Consider the following 16,863-nt stretch of genomic DNA (forward strand, 5'->3'; position numbering starts at 1 on the left):
CATGGTCGGCCCCTCCACAAGCCGACAACCCATGAGTCACAAAAAAACTGATTTGGGAATCCCGCGCAGCTTAAACTCTGCCAAAGTAGTGCTAGGAACGAGACTCATTACCGCCATCGTCGCGGCGCGACCGCAGTACCGGACCTTCGTGGACGGCCTGCACGCAGTCGGCATCCTTCAGCTGTCATCGCACGAATTCCTCGGTGCGTGAAAAGCCCAACCTTCTTGCCTTCCATCTGCGGCACTTTGCTGCCGAAGGGTCCCGGCGGCCGGCACGCATCACGCTCAATCCGAGCCGGTCGACAACACAACGCCCACGCCACACCGCGCGAAACCGAAACTCGATAGACCAGACAGACCGCCTTTGCGGCGGCCCTTGACGGGTTTTTCGTATTGTGATCACATATCTCATATAGGGGAGGGGACCTTGGAATCGAGCAATCTCGTTGCCTTGCTGCCATTGCCAGCCATTGCCCGGGGCTCAATGGCGGATCAGGTCTACCGTCATTTGAGAGACGGCCTGATGGCCGGTCGCTTTGCGCCGGGTCAGAGGCTGATGATCCGCGGCCTCGCCGAGGCGCTGGGCTCAAGCCCGACGCCGGTACGCGAGGCGCTTCGCCGCCTGCAAGCCGACGGCGCCTTCGAATTCAGCGGTTCGGCGCGGCTGAGCGTTGGGCAGCTGTCCGACGCGCAGTTGCGGGATGTGCGCGATGCGCGCGTGGCGCTCGAGGGGCTGCTGGCCGAGCGCGCAGCCTCGCGCATGACGCGCGTCGATGATGCCGAGGTGACGCAACTCTGCGCGCGGCTTCAAGCAGCCGCTGATGCAGCCGATGGGCCCGCTTATCTATGGACCAACTTCTCCTTTCACCGGCGGATCTACCAAATCGCGGACGCCCCGATGCTTCTCGCTGCCGTCGAGAATTTTTGGCTGCTCATTGGCCCCTGCCTCGTGCTCGTTGCATCCGATGCTGTCCACCTGCAGCGTTCCATGGACGCACACCGCCAGATCCTCGATGCTCTCTTGGACCGCGATGCCCCCGCCGCCCGCTCCGCCGTGACCGACGACATCATGCAGGCCGCCAGTCGTCTGTCGGGCATTCTCGACAAAGCGGGCAGAAAGCGCTCCTTGGTCGTTCCGAGACGCAGGCGGGGAGGTATACCGGCATGAGCGTGCTGCAGCGTCTTGTGCCTCATCCCGAGCTGCGCGTCCTGATCTCGGCAGGCGCGTCCGGCATTGGCGCCGCACTTGCCGATGCCTTCATTGAGGCAGGTGCGCATGTCCATATCTGCGACATCAACGACGATGCGCTTGCAGCCTTCCGCGATCGGAATCCAAAGGTGCTTGCCACAAAGGCCGACGTGTCGGATCACGAGGCCGTCGCCGCCGTCTTTCTCGCGCAGGCAGCGCGTTGGCGTGGGCTCGACGTGCTCATCAACAATGCAGGCATTGCCGGACCAACCGGCGGAATCGATACCGTTGCAGAGTTCGACTGGCAGCAAACGATCGATGTCAATCTCAACGCGCAGTACCGCTTCGCCCGTCATGCAGTCCCGATGCTTCGCCAATCGCGCCATGGGCAAATCCTCTGCATGGCCTCCGTTGCCGGCCGGCTCGGCTACGCCTGGCGTACCCCGTACGCCGCAACGAAATGGGCCATTGTCGGGCTCGTCAAATCGCTTGCCGCCGAACTCGGTCCCGACGACATCCGCGTCAACGCGCTTCTGCCCGGTATCGTCGAGGGCCCGCGCATGGAAGGCGTGATCCGCGCGCGCGCCGAGCAGCTTCATACCAGCTACGAAGCGATGCGCCAGGAATACCTCAAGAAGATCTCGCTGCGCCGCATGGTGACGGCCGAAGACGTTGCAGCGATGGCCTTATTCCTCTGCTCGCCAGGTGGACGCAACGTGACCGGCCAGGCGATCAGCATTGACGGGAACGTGGAATATCTGTGAAGCGTAAGAACGGGGGGATGACTTGCAGATCGAGATCGTGGCGGATCTGAAGACGACGCTGGGCGAAGGCCCGCTTTGGGACACGGAGCAGCAGCGTCTGTACTGGATAGACAGCATCGATGGTCGCGTTTTTCGCGCGACAGAAGATGGACGCGAGCTTCACGCCTGGGATGTCGGGGCGAAGATCGGCTCGATGGCGCTGCGTCGCGAGGGTACCCATGCGCTCGTCGCGCTGCAATCGGGCGTTCATGATCTCGATCTGGCGAGCGGCGAGCTCAAGCTGATTGCGGCACCCGAGACGCATCTTCCGCGCAATCGGCTGAATGACGGCAAGGTCGACCGCCGCGGGCGTTTCCTATTCGGCTCCATGGATATGCTGGAGGCGGAAGCCTCCGGTCGCCTCTACCGGCTCGATCCCGATCTCTCGCTGCACGTGCTGGACGAGAAGATCATCGTCTCCAATGGCCCGTGCTGGAGCCCGGACGACAGGATCTTCTATTTCGCCGACACCTGGACGGGAGAGATCTGGGCCTACGACTATGACATCGAGACCGGTGCTGCCACGAAGCGGCGCCGTTTCGCGCCAGTGGATCGCTCAAATGGCGGTGTTGCGGACGGCGCCACCGTTGATGCAGAAGGGTTCCTCTGGCAGGCGCTGGTCTACGACGGAAAGCTCGTGCGCTACGCGCCCGACGGCAGCGTCGAGCGCATCATCGAGATGCCAGTGCGCAAGGTCACGAGCGTGATGTTCGGTGGTGCTGACCTCGACATTCTGTACGTGACTTCCATGGCGAAGCCGCCCTTGCCGCGATTTCCCGATGATGGGCAGCAGCGCGGGGCCCTATTTGCCATCAAGGGACTTGGCGTCAAAGGCATCCCGGAGCCGCGGTTTGGCAGCTGATCTGCCAAAAGCTGCTTCATCATCAAAGCGCAGGCGAGAGAGCTCCACGATCCGAAAAGCGCGGTGGAACTCCTGATTCTGGCGGCTGTCTGCCACTTCTCGGCGATAGACCTTGAAAGCCGAAAAGGCCGCGGCCGCCCCTTACGATTACCGATTTGATCTGGAGGTTTTTTTACATGGCCAGGACCGGCAAGGTCATTCTCACCTGCGCGCTGACCGGCGCGATCCACACGCCTTCAATGTCCGAGCATCTTCCGGTCACAGCCGAGGAGATCATTGAAGAGGGAGTGCGAGCTGCCGAAGCGGGAGCCGCGATCCTGCATGTGCACGCACGCAACCCCAAGACTGGTCAGCCGGACCAATCGGTCGAGGGATTTGCGAAGATTCTGCCGGAGTTGAGCCGCAGGTCGCGGGCCGTGATCAACATTACGACCGGCGGCAGCCCATTCATGACGGTTGCCGAACGCGTAGAGCCCGCCCGGCATTTCCGGCCCGAGCTCGCCTCACTCAATATGGGCTCCTTCAATTTCGGCCTGTTCCCGATGCTCGATCGCTATCACGAGTTCACCCATCAGTGGGAACGCGAGCACCTGGAATCTTCACGCAACCTCGTTTTCCGCAACACCTTCGCAGAGATCGAGCAGGTCCTCGCCGTCTGCGCGCCCGGTGGCACGCGATTTGAATTCGAGTGCTACGATGTCGGCCATCTCTATAATCTCAAGCATTTTGTCGACCGCGGTCTCGTCCGGCCACCGTTCTTCATCCAGTCCGTCTTCGGCCTGCTCGGCGGGATCGGCGCGCATTACGAGGACGTCGCCACCATGCGCCGCACGGCCGAGCGGCTGTTCGGCAACGATTATGTCTGGTCGGTGCTCGGCGCGGGCGCCGCGCAGATGCGTATAGGCGCCATGGCTGCCGCGATGGGCGGCAACATCCGCGTGGGGCTCGAGGACAGTCTTTGGGCAGGGCCCGGCAAGCTCGCCGCTTCCAGCGCCGAGCAGGTGGGGCTGGCCCGCTCGATCCTGAAAGGAATAGGCTTGGAGGCGGCTACGCCCGAGGAGGCTCGCGCCATGCTGAAGCTGAAAGGGACCAGCGATGTTGGCTTCTGAGCGTGCGATCTATTCGGCAACTCGAACCCTAACGAGGACGCTCGAGCTCAGAAAAGAAGCGAGTGACCGATGAACGGCTACAACGACAACGGGAGAGTTCTGTGAAGCAGCATCCCTGCCTGTTGGCGCCTGGTCGCCTGCCCGGGCGCGCGTACGATGCCGTTACTTACCTTCAGCCGGCATGGTCGAACACGTGATGGGCAACGGCGGTTCGATCCGGCCAAGTGGTCTCATGGCCGTGTTCTCCGGTCTGATCATCAACGCAAATGACTTGTAAGCGCGCGCTGCACCATATGACACGTCGTCACGTGTCGATTCAGCGCCCGGACGAAAAAGGGTGATCAACCGCGCTAGAACAGAGGCGTTCTGTGCGGCTTAACAGGGAGGGGCAGGTTGATGCCAAGGCAGGCGAAAAGCGTCCACTGCTCACCCAGATATGGCGCGGGCGGCTGGATCCACTGGCCGGATTATGAGGTGGAGAGCACCCAGTTGAGACGCCTGCTGGGAGATGCCCAAGAGGGCGCAAGCTTCGTGTCCGAGTGCCTCATGGTTGCGGCCAAGATCGTCGTCGGCGATGACGAGAGCTGGCAGAGTGAGTGGCGGGCCTTAGCGGATCGTATCGCAAGGCGCGCGCGGCTGTCGTACGCAGATGGCCACTTTGCGACGGCGACGAACGAATGGCTGCGCGCCTTGAATTATTATCGCACGGCAGCCGCGTTTCTTGTTGGGAGCGACCCGAGAATTCCCGAACTGTCTCGCATTGCCCAATCATGTGCCGCTGCCTTCCTGGAACTGCTGTCTCCGCGTGGAGAGGTGCTGGAGATCTGCGTCGGGCACAATCTGCTCCAAGGCTATCTCATTCGTTCATCGGCCGCGCCTCGCAAGTCTCCAGTGATCGTTGTCATTGGACATGAAAGGGATACCAAGGAAGACCTTTTGGTGAGGTTTCAGTCTCACGCCATTGCTAGCGGCGTGTCGTTGCTCGTTGTCGACTTGCCGCAAGAGATGGAGTGCTTTCAGGATCGACATGTCCATCATCAAAGTATGGTGCTACGCTGCTGGCTGGACTACCTGCTGAGCCGCGATGACGTCGATGCGAGGCGAATCGCCTTGATTGGCGATGGTCTTGGAGGAGCTCTTGCCACGCGCGTGGCTGCAACCGAAACGATGTGGGCGGCCGCCGTTTGCGACGGAGGATTTTGGGATGATGTCGAACAGAGGTACGTCGCCGCCAGCTTGTTCGGTTCAGGCACAAGATTATCGCCGCCCTACAAGCTTGCGCGCCAAATCAAGTGTCCATGTTTGGTCGTCATGGGTGAGCATGACTACGCCAAGCAGGAAGATATCACTGCGTTGCACGAGCACTGTCGCGCCGCCGGCGTGCCGATGGACCTGAAGATTTTCAAGGACGAGGATACCGGGTCATCGCACCGGCAACTCGACAATCCGAGCATTGGTCGGCAGTTTATATTCGATTGGCTGACAGACCAGCTGCGCCTGGATCGAAAAGAAGAGACGCTTACCATTCCAGCGCGAAAAAGCCGCGTGAAAACCTCTCGGCAGATCGCAGCCGACGATACGCGCACCGCCTCGAGGGCCTAGGCCCTTTCCGTTCCGACGGAATCGGAACGGGGCTCTAGATTCTTGTTTTGACGCGTTTTCTTTACTCGAACCGGTATCCACTTCGCTCGAAAACACTCTAGAGCGCGAATACGATTGGAATCAATCGCTCTCGCGCTCCAACCATGGGCATGTATTCGCTGATGACGAGCCTAAACGCGCTCCAGTGCTCAGTTGCTCACACGTCAGGCTTGCTTGCATCCAGCTCGAGCTGAAGGGCCGCTTTCTCCATCCTGCGCTTGATGGTCGAAAGCACTTCCCTGAAATCTTCCAGTCTTTCGTGGCCGAGATCTGCAAAGATCGCCTCATCCAGCTTTCTGCGCTTGGCGGCAAGGCTTGTTATCGCCTTACGTGCCTTTTCGGTCAGCGACATCAAGACGACCCGGCCATCCGCCGCAGAGGCGGTGCGAGATACGAAGCCGCCTTTTTCCAGCATCTTGGTCTCTGCCGTCACGAACGGTGAGCGGACGTTGATCTTCGCAGACACATCCCCGACGGACACGCCCGCTCCCTGATCCTGATCGGCAATCGCCATCAGGATCAGCCATTGAGGGCCGCTGACGCCAAGCGCCTTTGCCCACGTACGCCGGATGTCCTCCAGATGCACATTGATGGCCGCGATGTCCCAACCGACTTCTCCTATGATTCGGTCCGACGAAGCGGTCTGTTTGCTTGTCCTTTGACCTTTCGCACTGGGCGAGGGCTGCTGCCGGGTCGTATCTCGGGGCGTCATCCGAGACCTCCTCTTCATTAGTTCGTTAACTTACCTAACCCGGTTTGAAAGACACGGCAATCATTTGGCTGCGGTGGGTGTTGCTCGAATGTCACGACGTTCTCCGATCTAAAGCTTCGCCAGCTTATATCATTTGTATATATAAGTAACTTATATAATGTCCAGGCCGTGACGGAGGCGGCCCTCGGTCGCACGTCAAGCAGATCGATCCATTCGTGCGTGGCGAAGACGTCGAGGCTCGCAAGACGAGAAGCAACAGTCGTGAACTTGGGATCATTCTCCGGTGACCGCCCGTAAAGGCCGCCGCAGAAAATGTTGGAGGGCTCTTATGAAGATGTTTAACCGAATGCTCTGCGGTTCGGCCGCTGTACTCACCTTGATGGGTCATGCACACGGCGCCGACCTGCCGGCCAAGGCAAGGCCGGTCGAATACGTGAAAGTCTGCTCTCTCTACGGCCAGGGGTTCTACTACATCCCTGGCACCGACACCTGCATAAAGCTCGGAGGTTACCTGCGCGTTGATGCGGCGTTGAACACCAACTCGATCTACACGCAAGGCGCGGTGAATGGTGCCCCCGGAGCTGGCAATCGTCTGCGCAACTACTATTCCACCAATGCTCGCGAAGATCTGACGATCGATACCCGCACCGCGACCGAATACGGCATGCTTCGCACCTTCTTCGATGGCGTGTTCGATTGGGGCTCGGGTGGCTATACCGGTGCCGGCACGGGCGCCGCTAACGGCTCGACAGTTTACGGCGGAACTGGCGTCGCCAGCGGTTCGGTTGGTGTCTATCTGGCCTTCATCCAGTTCGCCGGGTTCACGATGGGCAAGACCATCTCCCAGTTCTCAACGCCCTGGATCAACTACCCCTCGAACAATTTCGACGGTCTGCCGGGCGGCGGTGGTGCGGTTACCGGTGTCAATCAATTCACGTACACCGCTGACTTCGGCCAGGGTATCACGGCTTCGTTCTCCGCGCAGGATCAGGTCCAGTACTATACGACCAACATCTGGAATGTCAGCGGCGCGACAATGGCGGGTCTTGCAACAGGTGCGTACGGCAGCAAGGACATTGCCGGTGCAAGCTCTCCGGACCTTGTCGCCATGCTTCGCGTCGATCAGGCTTGGGGTCTGTTCCAGGCCTCAGTCGCAGCGCATGACAATCACGCCGCCTATTACGGCGCTGATGAAACCAGCGGTCATGCCGGCGACAAGTGGGGCTGGGCCGGTCAATTGGCCCTCTCGATCAAGAACCTCCCGACGGGGCCGGGTGACACGATCAACGTACAGGCCGTGTATACGTATGGCGCAAGCCGCTACAATTTCCAGGATCTTGTGCCCACGACCTACGCGATGTACGGAGGCTCGGGCCTCGCGGGGGCTTACCAGAGCGTTGGCCTTGCGGGTCTCGCCGACTCGGTGTTCGTGACCGGCTCCGGTCAGGAGCTGACCACCACCTACGGCTTCCGTGGCGGCTATACCCATAACTGGGATCCTTACTGGAACACTGGCATCTACGGTGCTTGGGCTGCTGCGCGATACAATGGCACGGCGAAAAATTACATCTGCGGTGCATTCGTCGCAGGCCTTGCGCTCTCGAGTGGCGCGACCGGCTGCAATCCGGACTTCAACTATGCCGTCGCCGGCGTGATCACGCGCTGGACCCCGGTCAAGAACCTGACCTTCTCTGCCGATCTGGCCTATAGCATGCTCGATCAGAAATACGCTGCCGGCAGCACCGTGGTCTTACCGACCCAGACGGGTATCGCCAAGCCCGCTGCCACCTACGAGCTAAAGGACCAGAGCACGCTAAGCTTGCTCCTGCGAGCCCAGCGTAATTGGTGATCCGCTTCAACAACGAGCAAGAAGGAGAAAAGAAAGGCTTTTTAGAACCGACTTTGACCTCCAAGAGACCTCCGGCATGCCCGCCGGAGGTCTTTCTAAGCAGAGCCGGAATACGCTGGACGGCGAGATCAGGTGCATCGCCGCTCGCCGCCTTATCGAGCTCTCTCGCGTTGATCGGAACGACCCGTCAAGTCTTGCCGCGTTGCCGAGCGAACAGGCCAATGATCGTCGCAAGCACACGATTTGACGCAGAACAGAACTTGTGATCACATATCTTGAATCAGATCTGGGAGGATCCGCGAAGGTGAAGAACAACAAACCGCTACCGCCGCTGCCGTCCGTTGCCCGGGACTCGATGGCGGATCAAGTTTACCGGCATTTGCGTGATGGCGTGATGGCCGGCCGTTTCGCGCCCGGCCAGAGGCTGACAATACGCGGACTTGCCGACGCGCTGGGTTCGAGCCCGATGCCCGTGAGGGAAGCGCTGCGCCGCCTGCAGGCCGAAGGCGCATTCGAGTTCAGCGACACGGCGCGGCTGAGTGTGGTTCACCTATCAGGACCTCAATTGCGCGACGTGCGCGACGCACGGGTAGCGCTTGAGGGGCTCCTCGCCGAACGCGCAGCAATCCGCATGACAGGGGTCGATGATACCGAGATCGCCCAACTCTACGATCGCCTCCAGGCAGCCGCCGATGCGGTCGACGTACCGGCCTATCTATCGGCAAACTTCGCCTTTCATAGGCGGATCTATCAGATCGCTCAAGCCCCGATCATCCTTGGTGCGGTCGAGAAGTTCTGGGTTCTGATTGGCCCGTGCTTCGTACTCGTTGCGCCTGACGCCGCACACCTGCGCCGCTCCATGGATGCGCATCGCCGCATTCTTGACGCGCTGATGCATCGCGACGGCCCCGCCGCCCGCGCGGCTGTGACCGATGACATCATGCAGGCGGCCAACTGCCTTTCGCGCGTTATCGACAAACCTGAAAAGAAGCGCTCGGCCGCCACTCCCAAACGCAGGCGTGGAAACGCCTCGGTATGAGGATCCTGCAGCGGCTCATGCCTCGTCCCGAGCCGCGCGTCTGGATCGCACCTTTATCTAAGCGATCGTCGATTGTACGGACGCGAGCCGACCTTCCTGGCCGCTGCTTTGCGAGAGCCTCTTTGAAGACTCGTGCACCTTCACGTCATTTGAGCTTGTTCACGTCAATCCACAATCTACGCAGGGGGACTTGAATGTTTGGAAATCAGTCACGCCGCAAATTTCTCAAGCTGGCGGCGAGCGGAAGTGCGATGTTCACGCCGGGCCTTGTTACCGGGTCTGCAAATGCACAGGGCGTTCCGACGCTCACGGTCGCCTGGGGCACGGATATCGATTCTTTCGATCCGGCACAGTTCAAGTCCGACGGCGCTTATATCGTTCAGGCAAACATCTACGATACGGTATTGAGTTGGGGGGCGGAGCCGGTTGGCGGATCGCCCAACCTTGCGATGTCCAAGCCCGGTGTTTTCACAGGCGGGATCGGCGAAAGCTGGACATATGAGAACGACAACAAAACCCTTGTCGTCAAGATCCGTCGCGGCCTAAAGTTTCCCAGCGGGCGGCCGGTGAATGCAAGCGCGGTGAAATATCTCTTTGACCGAGGGCTACAATCCACCGGCTACATGCGGCTCATCTTTCCGACCATGATCGGAGTCACAGAGGCCGATCAATTCGAGGTTCGCGACGAGAGCACCTTTGCCATCAACCTGCCGGCGCCAAGTGCCATGTTGCTCGACGTGCTGGCCTTGTCCAACAACGCACTTCTCGATCCCGAAGAGATCAAGCTGCACGCGACGGCCGACGACCCCTGGGCCGCTCAATGGCTCAAGCGCAATACGGCCGGGCTTGGGCCCTACAAAGCTGTCAGAAACGAACCGGGGGTCGAGGTAGTCCTGGAAGCGACCCCGGGCTATTGGGGGCCGCCACCCTATTTCAGGCGCATCGTGATCAAATCGACGGCGAATGAAGCGGACCGGATTCTCCTGCTCAAGCGCAAGGCCATCGATATGGTGATCGGACCAAATTCGATGTCGCCGAAGAACCTCAAGAGTCTTGAGGGCGAGCCGGGCCTCAATGTCGTGTCTCTGCCCGATACCAATTGCAATTTCCTCTGCATGAATCTGAAGAAAAAGCCGTTCGATAATGTGAAGGTTCGCCAGGCGATCAACTACACGATGCCGATCCACGCGATCATCCCAAACGTGCTCTATGGCTATGGCGAACAAATGAAAAGCCCGGTCGCAGCTCAAACGCCCGGCTATGATGGTTCGCTCTCGCCGTACACATATGATGTCGCCAAGGCAAAATCACTGATGGCGGAAGCTGGGTTCGGCTCCGGGCCGATCCCGGTCAAGCTCGCGGTGCGTGTGGGCTATGCGCCGCATGAGCAAGCAGCGGTTTGGATACAGCGCGAACTGGAGAAGATCGGATTCCAGGTCAGCATCGAGAAGGAGCCCGACGCGACCTTCCGCCAGCTGTCATCGAGCGGCGGGCACGAGCTGTCGATCGAAACGTGGCAGTCCTGGATCAACGACCCATTTTATCACCTCTATTGGAACTTCCACAGCAAAGCCAGTGCGACCAACAAGGGGGGCTACGCCAATCCTGCCCTCGACAAGATTATCGACGAGAATATCCGCGAGGCTGATTCAGCGAGGCGCATGGCCGCAGTCAAGGACGCGCAGAAGATTCTACTGGATGACGCGGCGTGGGGTCTGCTTTGGTACGACAATTGGGCGAGGGTGACCCGTTCTGAGCTCGCGGGCGTTGCGAAGTACTGGGATTCGTTCGAGCGCTTCGACAAGATGAAGCTGGCTTGAAAAGCAGCCTGGACGCGCTGAGAAGGTCATGTCGTTCCTCGCTTTCGTGCTTCGTCGAGTAGCTCTGCTGGCGCCGACCTTGCTCGGCGCCAGCGTCATCGGCTTTCTCCTCGTCTATCTGTTGCCCGGCAATCCCGCCCTCGTGAAGACTGGCGCGATGGCGATGCCCGAATCTGTCGCGGAGATGCAGCACAGGGTGGGGCTGAATCAGTTGCTCGATGCGCAATACGAGCAGACATGAGTGCTCTTCTCCATGAAGATCTCGGCGGAAGCTCCTCGACTGGCCGTCCCGTTTTGGTTGACGTCAAGCAGGGTCTGCCGGTCACCTGCGAGCTGACGTTGGCGAGCGTGCGTCTTGGTCTTCTGTTTGGTGTCCCGCACGGTGTCGGAGCCATGGATCTCGGCGTCATCGTCCAGGAAGGCGATGCGGCCAGCTTATTCGCCGACCCAACGCATCCCTACACACGCGCGCTTTTGTCATCGCTACCCGTTCCTGATCCGGACGTCCGGCGCGAACGCTTCGCTTTAAAAGGCGAAATCCCAACTCCGACCGCCGTTCACGTCGGCTGTCGCCTTCGCGCTTGCTGTCCGCTGGCCAAGGCGGTCTTGCCGAGCCCGTCCCGCGACGGGAAATCGCGCCAGCTCATCACGTCCTCTGCCATTTGGCCCGACAGACCCAAACATGAGTGGAACGAAGCCCGTCTCATTAGGCCTAGACCGGCGCTCGCAAGGCCCAGCTCTTGCCGCTCTGCCGATCGGCCAGCCCATCCGCCGCCCCTCGGCGTGATCGCATGCGTCGTCAAGGATCGGACGCGTGGGCTGGTCAGGAGCTTGGCCGCGGGATCGGCGAAGCGGCAAGGCAAGCCCTTTCTTCATCACCTCTCGGCCGGATCAGCTGCTTGAGCGCGGCCGGAGGCAATTGTCGGAGACGTTCATGTCGATAGAATTGTTGATGCTCGGCGACCAATCGGTGTCCCGCCTTGCCGCTCGTACCAGGCTTGCCGAAGAGAGCGGATTTGAAACCGTCTGGCTTGCGGATGAGCGCTTCTACCGGGAAACTTACGCGTGTCTGTCCCACCTGGCTGGACAAACCTCGCGCGTCAATCTCGGTCCCTGCGTTACCGATCCGTTCGCGCGCCACCCGGCTTTGACCGCCATGGCCTTGGGCACCCTCGATGAAATGTCGGAAGGCCGCGCCATTCTCGGGATCGGCGCGGGCGTCTCCGGCTTCGCCGAGCTGGGGATCCAACCGCGCAAGCCTCCGCTGGCCATTCGCGAAGCCGTTGATCTGATCCGTCAGCTGATGGCCGGGCAGGAGGTCGACTATCAGGGCGAGATCGTTCGTTTTCAGCGCGGCCGATTGAATTTCGTCCCACCACGCGCGCGCGTCCCTGTTCGCGTCGCAAGCAATGGGCCGCTCGGCCAGAAAATGGGCGGCGCAGTCGCCGATGGCGTGATGATGGAAGGGTGCGGATCTGTTGAAGAAGCAAAGGCCTTCGCGTCGACCGTCGCCGAGGGCGCCATGAAGGCCGGCCGTTCTCCGGGCGAGGTTAAGCTTGTCGCGCGCCTGGATTGCTGTATCGCCGATGACGGTAAGCAGGCACGGGATATATTGCGGCCTTCAGTGACGCGGATCATTGCGCAAGCCACTTCGCGGTTCTACACGCTCCAGACCCAGGGACTTACATTGCCAAAAGAGGTCGTCGAAGCCATTGGACCGGTCCCTTATGCTGCCGGCGTCACCCCGTTCGCGCCACTCTTCCCCCTCGTGACTGACCGCCATGTCGACGCTCTCACCCTCTGCGGGACTGTCGAAGAGGTGACCCAGCACGTCATTGACCTTCGCCGCGCCGGCGTCACGGGCTTCAATATCTTTCCCGTTCCGGCTCCGGGTATCAGTTACGAAGATGTCATTGTGCGCTTCGGAACCCAGGTCTGGCCGGCGGTCGAGGCGACTCTCGCCAAGGAGTCCAGCGATCGGAGCCCATAAGCCTCGAGCGATTCGCTGCAAAAGAGAGTGGCTGGCTATGAGCGGTCCCCGTTGCGCCGCTTCGATCGAAGCACAGCGTAGCCGATATCTCTGAGGGTTGGGGGCAGCTTGGCGCGGGCCTGAGCCAAGATGATGGGCTCGCTCGTGGCGTTTAGCAGGACCTTATCGTCACCCGCTGACCCAACATTTAAGAACCTCCTGGTTGAAGCTTGGCCTTGAGGATGTGAAAGCTCGCTCTTTCTCCCTGAGCAATAATGATGAGGAGCACTTCATGACGACCGTCGTCTATATCCTGACCGCCTTAAAACCAGGGGTCGATTCCGACGAATACGAACGATTCGAGCGCGAAATCGACTATCCGTTTACAGCAAAGCTGAAGACGATCATCAGCTATCGGATTCATCGCCTCACGGAGCCAGTGCCGTTCGACGGCGGCCCTTGGGATTACATCGAGCGCATCGAGGTGAGCGATCGCGCAGCCTATGAGGCGGAGCTGGCCACATCCGCCAAGGATCTCATCGACCTGATACACAATAAGTATCTGGACGAGTCGAAGCTGAAGTTCATCTGGTCCAGGAGAATCGATCCATGAATGCGGGCGAATGTGATCTCAACGGCAAGGTCGCCCTTGTCACCGGCTCCTCGTCAGGCGCCGGCGCTGCAATCGCACTCGAGCTCGCCCGGCGTGGGGCGCGTGTCGCGGTGCATTGCCGGCGTGCTTTGAGCGAGGGAGAAGGCATTGTCGCCCGCATCGCCGAGATTGGTGGAAAAGCGGCGGTCTTTCCGGCTGACCTCAGAGATCCAGAAGCGGCGGCAGCGCTTGTATGCCGCGTGACGGAGCGATTGGGAGCCGTAGGCATCCTGGTCAACAATGCGGGTCCCTATTCGGATACGCCGTTTCGGTCACTCCCCCTGTCGGAGTGGGAGACGGTCATGACGGTGAATCTAAGGACACCGTACCAGCTCGCTCAATGCACCGTCACTGGCATGGAGCGAATGGGCTGGGGTCGGATCATCAATGTGAGCGCAACCTCGGCCTATGCGAGGTCGCATTCGGTCTATGGCCTTGCCAAGGAGGCTTTGATCCATTTGACGCAGTGCCTCGCGCTCGAATTTGCGCCCGCTGTCACGGTCAATGCGATCGTGCCCGGCCAGATCGCCAGCGAGCGTACCGACGCGATGACCCACGACAAGGCGACGGTCGTCATGGAAACGCCGCTGGCGCGACTGGTTACGGAACAGGAAGTCGCCCGTATGGTGGCGCTTCTGTGTGCATCGGAGTTTTCCACGGTGACGGGACAATCAATCGTCATGGATGGCGGAAGATCGCTGCCGCGCGCCCTGAAACTCAACGTCACGACGACTGATTGAGTGTCCGCCGCGGGCAAAAATCCATTCCTTGGTTTGAGGGACCGCTGGCCTTCCCGGCCCTTTGCTGACTTCCGGTGTCCGGCCGCTCGTGGGTCCCCCAGGCTTGTACTGCCCTGTGACGAAGCTCGATCGCTTATCGACACGTCTAAGCAACGAAACGGTGCAACGCGGATGGCTGCCTTTAGGTCAGGCGCGTTCGTGCCTGAGTCTTACGGTGAGAAACAGCCAATCCCAGATAACTCTGTCGCAACCGGTGATCGGGGCCGACTTGGTGCCGGGGCGGGCGGCTGACGATGAGAACTGTCTCGGCCGAACTCCTTCGGCTCCGTCCCTGACAGCCGATGGCCCTGCCTTTTTCATTCCCGGGAGAAGGGTGAAGGGCAATGTCCTCTGGGCCCCGTTCAGCAGCTGGAACGTGTGCTGCGCCGCAGGCTTTTCCGCTTCTTGGCTGCGCCACGAGCGCGCGACATTCGCTGCAGGTGCTGTCCGTTGTTGATTCGATCGTCTGTCTAGAATCCATCGCATCTTGCAGAAATGTTTCGCTCACCTCCAATCTTGCGGCGGATTCCACCGCAACTATCCAGCAAAGGCAGTCAGATCGCCGAGAAACGAGACCTTCGCAGTGCTAGCTTGCGCGCAGATGCGAGGCAAAATGCAATGGGGCGGGGATCCAATGTGAGGTGCAATCGGCAGCTGGATGCGGCAGGGCGCCTGACCTTGAGGTTCATCCGCCGCAATCCTCATTTGATTATGGGTAACGAGTGAGCGAGCTTTCGATTCAGGCGTGGCGCGATGGTCGGTGTCCCGGCTTGGCCCGGGCGGGATAGTCCGCGTACGGAATGCCGCGCTGGCAACATTGTCTCTCCATTCGGACCAGCGGCCTGAGAGCTCCATTGCGATTTGGCAGATCGCGTCGAGTAGAAAAGCGGCGCTGCGCCGCTAGAGCTTAAAAGGCTCGGCGTCTTTAGGAAGCGCGCCGGGCACGTAATAGAGTCCAGCAAACGAGCTTATCCCCAGTGCGGACAGGTCATCACCAAAAATAAACTCGGCCGTTCCGCGGGCCTGCACTCGGAAGACCATTGCACGAAGACAGGCGGCACTCGCCGGGAGGTTTCATGAAGGTTGCCGTTGCCAAGGAAATCGATCCGTCGGAGCCGCGGGTCGCCGCTTCGCCGGATACGGTGAAGAAGTTCAAGGCGCTGGGCGCCGAGATCGCCGTCGAGCCGGGCGCCGGCCTCAAGTCGGGTCTGCCGGACTCCGAATTCACTGCCGTGGGCGCCACCGTCAGCGCCGACGCGCTGAAGGACGCCGATATCATCATCAAGGTGAAGCGCCCTGAAGCCTCCGAGTTAGCGCAGTACAAGCGCGGCGCGCTGGTCATCGCCATCATGGACCCCTACGGCAACGAGGCCGCGCTGAAGACGATCGCCGATGCCGGCGTCTCCGCCTTCGCGATGGAATTGATGCCGCGCATCACGCGCGCGCAGGTGATGGACGTGCTGTCCTCGCAGGCCAACCTCGCCGGCTACCGCGCCGTAATCGAAGGCGCCGAGGCCTTCGGACGCGCCTTCCCGATGATGATGACCGCGGCCGGCACCGTGCCCGCCGCCAAAGTGTTCGTGATGGGCGTCGGCGTCGCCGGCCTTCAGGCGATCGCGACCGCGCGCCGTCTCGGCGCCGTCGTCACCGCGACCGACGTCCGGCCCGCTACCAAGGAGCAGGTCGAATCGCTCGGTGCGAAATTCCTCGCCGTAGAGGACGAGGAATTCAAGAACGCGCAGACCGCCGGCGGCTACGCCAAGGAAATGTCCAAGGAATACCAGGCCAAGCAGGCCGCGCTTACCGCCGAGCACATCAAGAAGCAGGACATCGTGATCACGACTGCGCTGATTCCGGGCCGGCCGGCGCCGAGGCTCGTCACGGCCGAGATGGTCAGGTCGATGAAGCCGGGGTCGGTGCTGGTCGATCTCGCCGTCGAACGCGGCGGCAATGTCGAAGGCGTCAAGGCGGGCGAGGTCGCCGAGGTCGATGGCATCAAGATCGTCGGCTACACCAACGTCGCCGGCCGCGTCGCGGCGTCGGCCTCCAGCCTCTACGCGCGCAATTTGTTCAACTTCATCGAAACGATGATCGACAAGACCAGCAAGGCGCTGGCCGTGAACTGGGACGACGAACTCGTCAAAGCGACCGCGCTAACCAGGGACGGCGCCGTCATCCACCCGAATTTCCAGCCGAAAGCGTAAGGAGAGCCGTCATGGAGCATATTGCACAAGTCGTCGACCCCTTCGTCTTCCGGCTGTCGATCTTCGTTCTCGCCGTCTTCGTCGGCTATTTCGTGGTGTGGTCGGTGACCCCTGCGCTGCATACGCCGCTGATGAGCGTCACCAACGCGATCTCCTCGGTGATCGTGGTCGGCGCGCTGCTCGCGGTCGGCGTCGGCATGATCTCGAGCGGCTCGGGCTGGGCGCGCGGCTTCGG

General features: G+C 60.7%; 17 protein-coding genes. 16 read left to right on the top strand and 1 reads right to left on the bottom strand.

From position 1 onward, the window contains the following. The 6 genes from ABIB91_RS40615 to ABIB91_RS40640 form a co-directional block, all read left to right on the top strand. A partial coding sequence (locus ABIB91_RS40615) for a hypothetical protein (RefSeq protein WP_354172652.1) occupies positions 1–211 on the top strand: 211 nt, incomplete at its 5' end. Positions 212–427: 216 nt separating this feature from the next. Continuing rightward, positions 428–1,168 carry a GntR family transcriptional regulator gene (locus ABIB91_RS40620; protein WP_354172654.1) on the top strand — a complete coding sequence of 247 codons (741 nt, stop codon included), beginning with the start codon at positions 428–430 and terminating at the stop codon, positions 1,166–1,168. Continuing rightward, the gene (locus tag ABIB91_RS40625) at positions 1,165–1,953 is read left to right on the top strand and encodes an SDR family oxidoreductase (protein ID WP_354172656.1); all 789 of its coding nucleotides are present in this window, start codon (positions 1,165–1,167) and stop codon (positions 1,951–1,953) included. The genes ABIB91_RS40620 and ABIB91_RS40625 overlap by 4 nt, the downstream gene beginning before the upstream one ends. Before the next feature lie 22 nt (positions 1,954–1,975). Beyond that, positions 1,976–2,854, top strand: a complete 879-nt coding sequence (locus tag ABIB91_RS40630; protein ID WP_354172658.1) for an SMP-30/gluconolactonase/LRE family protein — start codon at positions 1,976–1,978, stop codon at positions 2,852–2,854. 176 nt (positions 2,855–3,030) lie between these two features. Beyond that, on the top strand, positions 3,031–3,963 hold the full coding sequence (gene kce / locus ABIB91_RS40635; protein ID WP_354172660.1) for a 3,5-dioxohexanoate:acetyl-CoA acetone transferase: 933 nt from the start codon (positions 3,031–3,033) through the stop codon (positions 3,961–3,963). 396 nt (positions 3,964–4,359) lie between these two features. Continuing rightward, positions 4,360–5,565 (top strand): alpha/beta hydrolase family protein, encoded by a 1,206-nt coding sequence (locus tag ABIB91_RS40640; protein WP_354172663.1) that lies wholly within the window; start codon positions 4,360–4,362, stop codon positions 5,563–5,565. A 196-nt stretch (positions 5,566–5,761) separates the two neighbouring features. Here the strand turns inward: ABIB91_RS40640 and ABIB91_RS40645 are convergent, their stop codons facing one another. Continuing rightward, complete coding sequence (locus tag ABIB91_RS40645; protein ID WP_354172665.1) at positions 5,762–6,316, bottom strand: MarR family winged helix-turn-helix transcriptional regulator; 555 nt, start codon at positions 6,314–6,316, stop codon at positions 5,762–5,764. Between the two features lie 328 nt (positions 6,317–6,644). Here ABIB91_RS40645 and ABIB91_RS40650 point away from each other — a divergent pair, with 328 nt between their 5' ends. From ABIB91_RS40650 to ABIB91_RS40695, 10 genes are all read left to right on the top strand, one after another. Next, on the top strand, positions 6,645–8,165 hold the full coding sequence (locus ABIB91_RS40650; protein WP_354172667.1) for a porin: 1,521 nt from the start codon (positions 6,645–6,647) through the stop codon (positions 8,163–8,165). Positions 8,166–8,469: 304 nt separating this feature from the next. Next, entirely contained in the window at positions 8,470–9,204 is a 735-nt protein-coding gene (locus ABIB91_RS40655) for a GntR family transcriptional regulator (RefSeq protein WP_354172669.1), read from the top strand. Between the two features lie 194 nt (positions 9,205–9,398). Next, complete coding sequence (locus ABIB91_RS40660) at positions 9,399–11,024, top strand: ABC transporter substrate-binding protein (protein ID WP_354172671.1); 1,626 nt, start codon at positions 9,399–9,401, stop codon at positions 11,022–11,024. 28 nt (positions 11,025–11,052) lie between these two features. Continuing rightward, the gene (locus tag ABIB91_RS40665) at positions 11,053–11,265 is read left to right on the top strand and encodes an ABC transporter permease family protein (RefSeq protein ID WP_354172673.1); all 213 of its coding nucleotides are present in this window, start codon (positions 11,053–11,055) and stop codon (positions 11,263–11,265) included. After that, the gene (locus tag ABIB91_RS40670; protein WP_354236471.1) at positions 11,262–11,927 is read left to right on the top strand and encodes an oligopeptide/dipeptide ABC transporter ATP-binding protein; all 666 of its coding nucleotides are present in this window, start codon (positions 11,262–11,264) and stop codon (positions 11,925–11,927) included. The genes ABIB91_RS40665 and ABIB91_RS40670 overlap by 4 nt, the downstream gene beginning before the upstream one ends. A gap of 31 nt (positions 11,928–11,958) precedes the next feature. Next, complete coding sequence (locus ABIB91_RS40675) at positions 11,959–13,014, top strand: LLM class flavin-dependent oxidoreductase (RefSeq protein WP_354172675.1); 1,056 nt, start codon at positions 11,959–11,961, stop codon at positions 13,012–13,014. Positions 13,015–13,285: 271 nt separating this feature from the next. Beyond that, the gene (locus ABIB91_RS40680; RefSeq protein WP_354172677.1) at positions 13,286–13,606 is read left to right on the top strand and encodes a RedY/HapK family protein; all 321 of its coding nucleotides are present in this window, start codon (positions 13,286–13,288) and stop codon (positions 13,604–13,606) included. After that, the gene (locus ABIB91_RS40685; protein ID WP_354172679.1) at positions 13,603–14,385 is read left to right on the top strand and encodes an SDR family NAD(P)-dependent oxidoreductase; all 783 of its coding nucleotides are present in this window, start codon (positions 13,603–13,605) and stop codon (positions 14,383–14,385) included. Before ABIB91_RS40680 ends, ABIB91_RS40685 begins: the two co-directional genes overlap by 4 nt. 1,115 nt (positions 14,386–15,500) lie before the next feature. Then, the gene (locus ABIB91_RS40690; protein ID WP_354172681.1) at positions 15,501–16,628 is read left to right on the top strand and encodes a Re/Si-specific NAD(P)(+) transhydrogenase subunit alpha; all 1,128 of its coding nucleotides are present in this window, start codon (positions 15,501–15,503) and stop codon (positions 16,626–16,628) included. Positions 16,629–16,639: 11 nt separating this feature from the next. Beyond that, positions 16,640–16,863 (top strand): proton-translocating transhydrogenase family protein (locus tag ABIB91_RS40695; protein WP_354168083.1); only part of this gene is annotated, 224 nt, incomplete at its 3' end.

Source organism: Bradyrhizobium sp. JR4.3 (assembly GCF_040547695.1).
Taxonomy (GTDB): Bacteria; Pseudomonadota; Alphaproteobacteria; order Rhizobiales; family Xanthobacteraceae; genus Bradyrhizobium; species Bradyrhizobium canariense.

What these genes read in the sequence shown, in the direction of transcription:
- ABIB91_RS40625 (WP_354172656.1), top strand. Translation starts at nt 1,165, where the DNA reads ATGAGCGTGCTGCAGCGTCTTGTGCCTCATCCCGAGCTGCGCGTCCTG.
- kce (WP_354172660.1), top strand. Translation starts at nt 3,031, where the DNA reads ATGGCCAGGACCGGCAAGGTCATTCTCACCTGCGCGCTGACCGGCGCG.
- ABIB91_RS40640 (WP_354172663.1), top strand. Translation starts at nt 4,360, where the DNA reads ATGCCAAGGCAGGCGAAAAGCGTCCACTGCTCACCCAGATATGGCGCG.
- ABIB91_RS40645 (WP_354172665.1), bottom strand. Translation starts at nt 6,316, where the DNA reads ATGACGCCCCGAGATACGACCCGGCAGCAGCCCTCGCCCAGTGCGAAA.
- ABIB91_RS40650 (WP_354172667.1), top strand. Translation starts at nt 6,645, where the DNA reads ATGAAGATGTTTAACCGAATGCTCTGCGGTTCGGCCGCTGTACTCACC.
- ABIB91_RS40660 (WP_354172671.1), top strand. Translation starts at nt 9,399, where the DNA reads ATGTTTGGAAATCAGTCACGCCGCAAATTTCTCAAGCTGGCGGCGAGC.
- ABIB91_RS40665 (WP_354172673.1), top strand. Translation starts at nt 11,053, where the DNA reads ATGTCGTTCCTCGCTTTCGTGCTTCGTCGAGTAGCTCTGCTGGCGCCG.
- ABIB91_RS40670 (WP_354236471.1), top strand. Translation starts at nt 11,262, where the DNA reads ATGAGTGCTCTTCTCCATGAAGATCTCGGCGGAAGCTCCTCGACTGGC.
- ABIB91_RS40675 (WP_354172675.1), top strand. Translation starts at nt 11,959, where the DNA reads ATGTCGATAGAATTGTTGATGCTCGGCGACCAATCGGTGTCCCGCCTT.
- ABIB91_RS40680 (WP_354172677.1), top strand. Translation starts at nt 13,286, where the DNA reads ATGACGACCGTCGTCTATATCCTGACCGCCTTAAAACCAGGGGTCGAT.
- ABIB91_RS40685 (WP_354172679.1), top strand. Translation starts at nt 13,603, where the DNA reads ATGAATGCGGGCGAATGTGATCTCAACGGCAAGGTCGCCCTTGTCACC.
- ABIB91_RS40690 (WP_354172681.1), top strand. Translation starts at nt 15,501, where the DNA reads ATGAAGGTTGCCGTTGCCAAGGAAATCGATCCGTCGGAGCCGCGGGTC.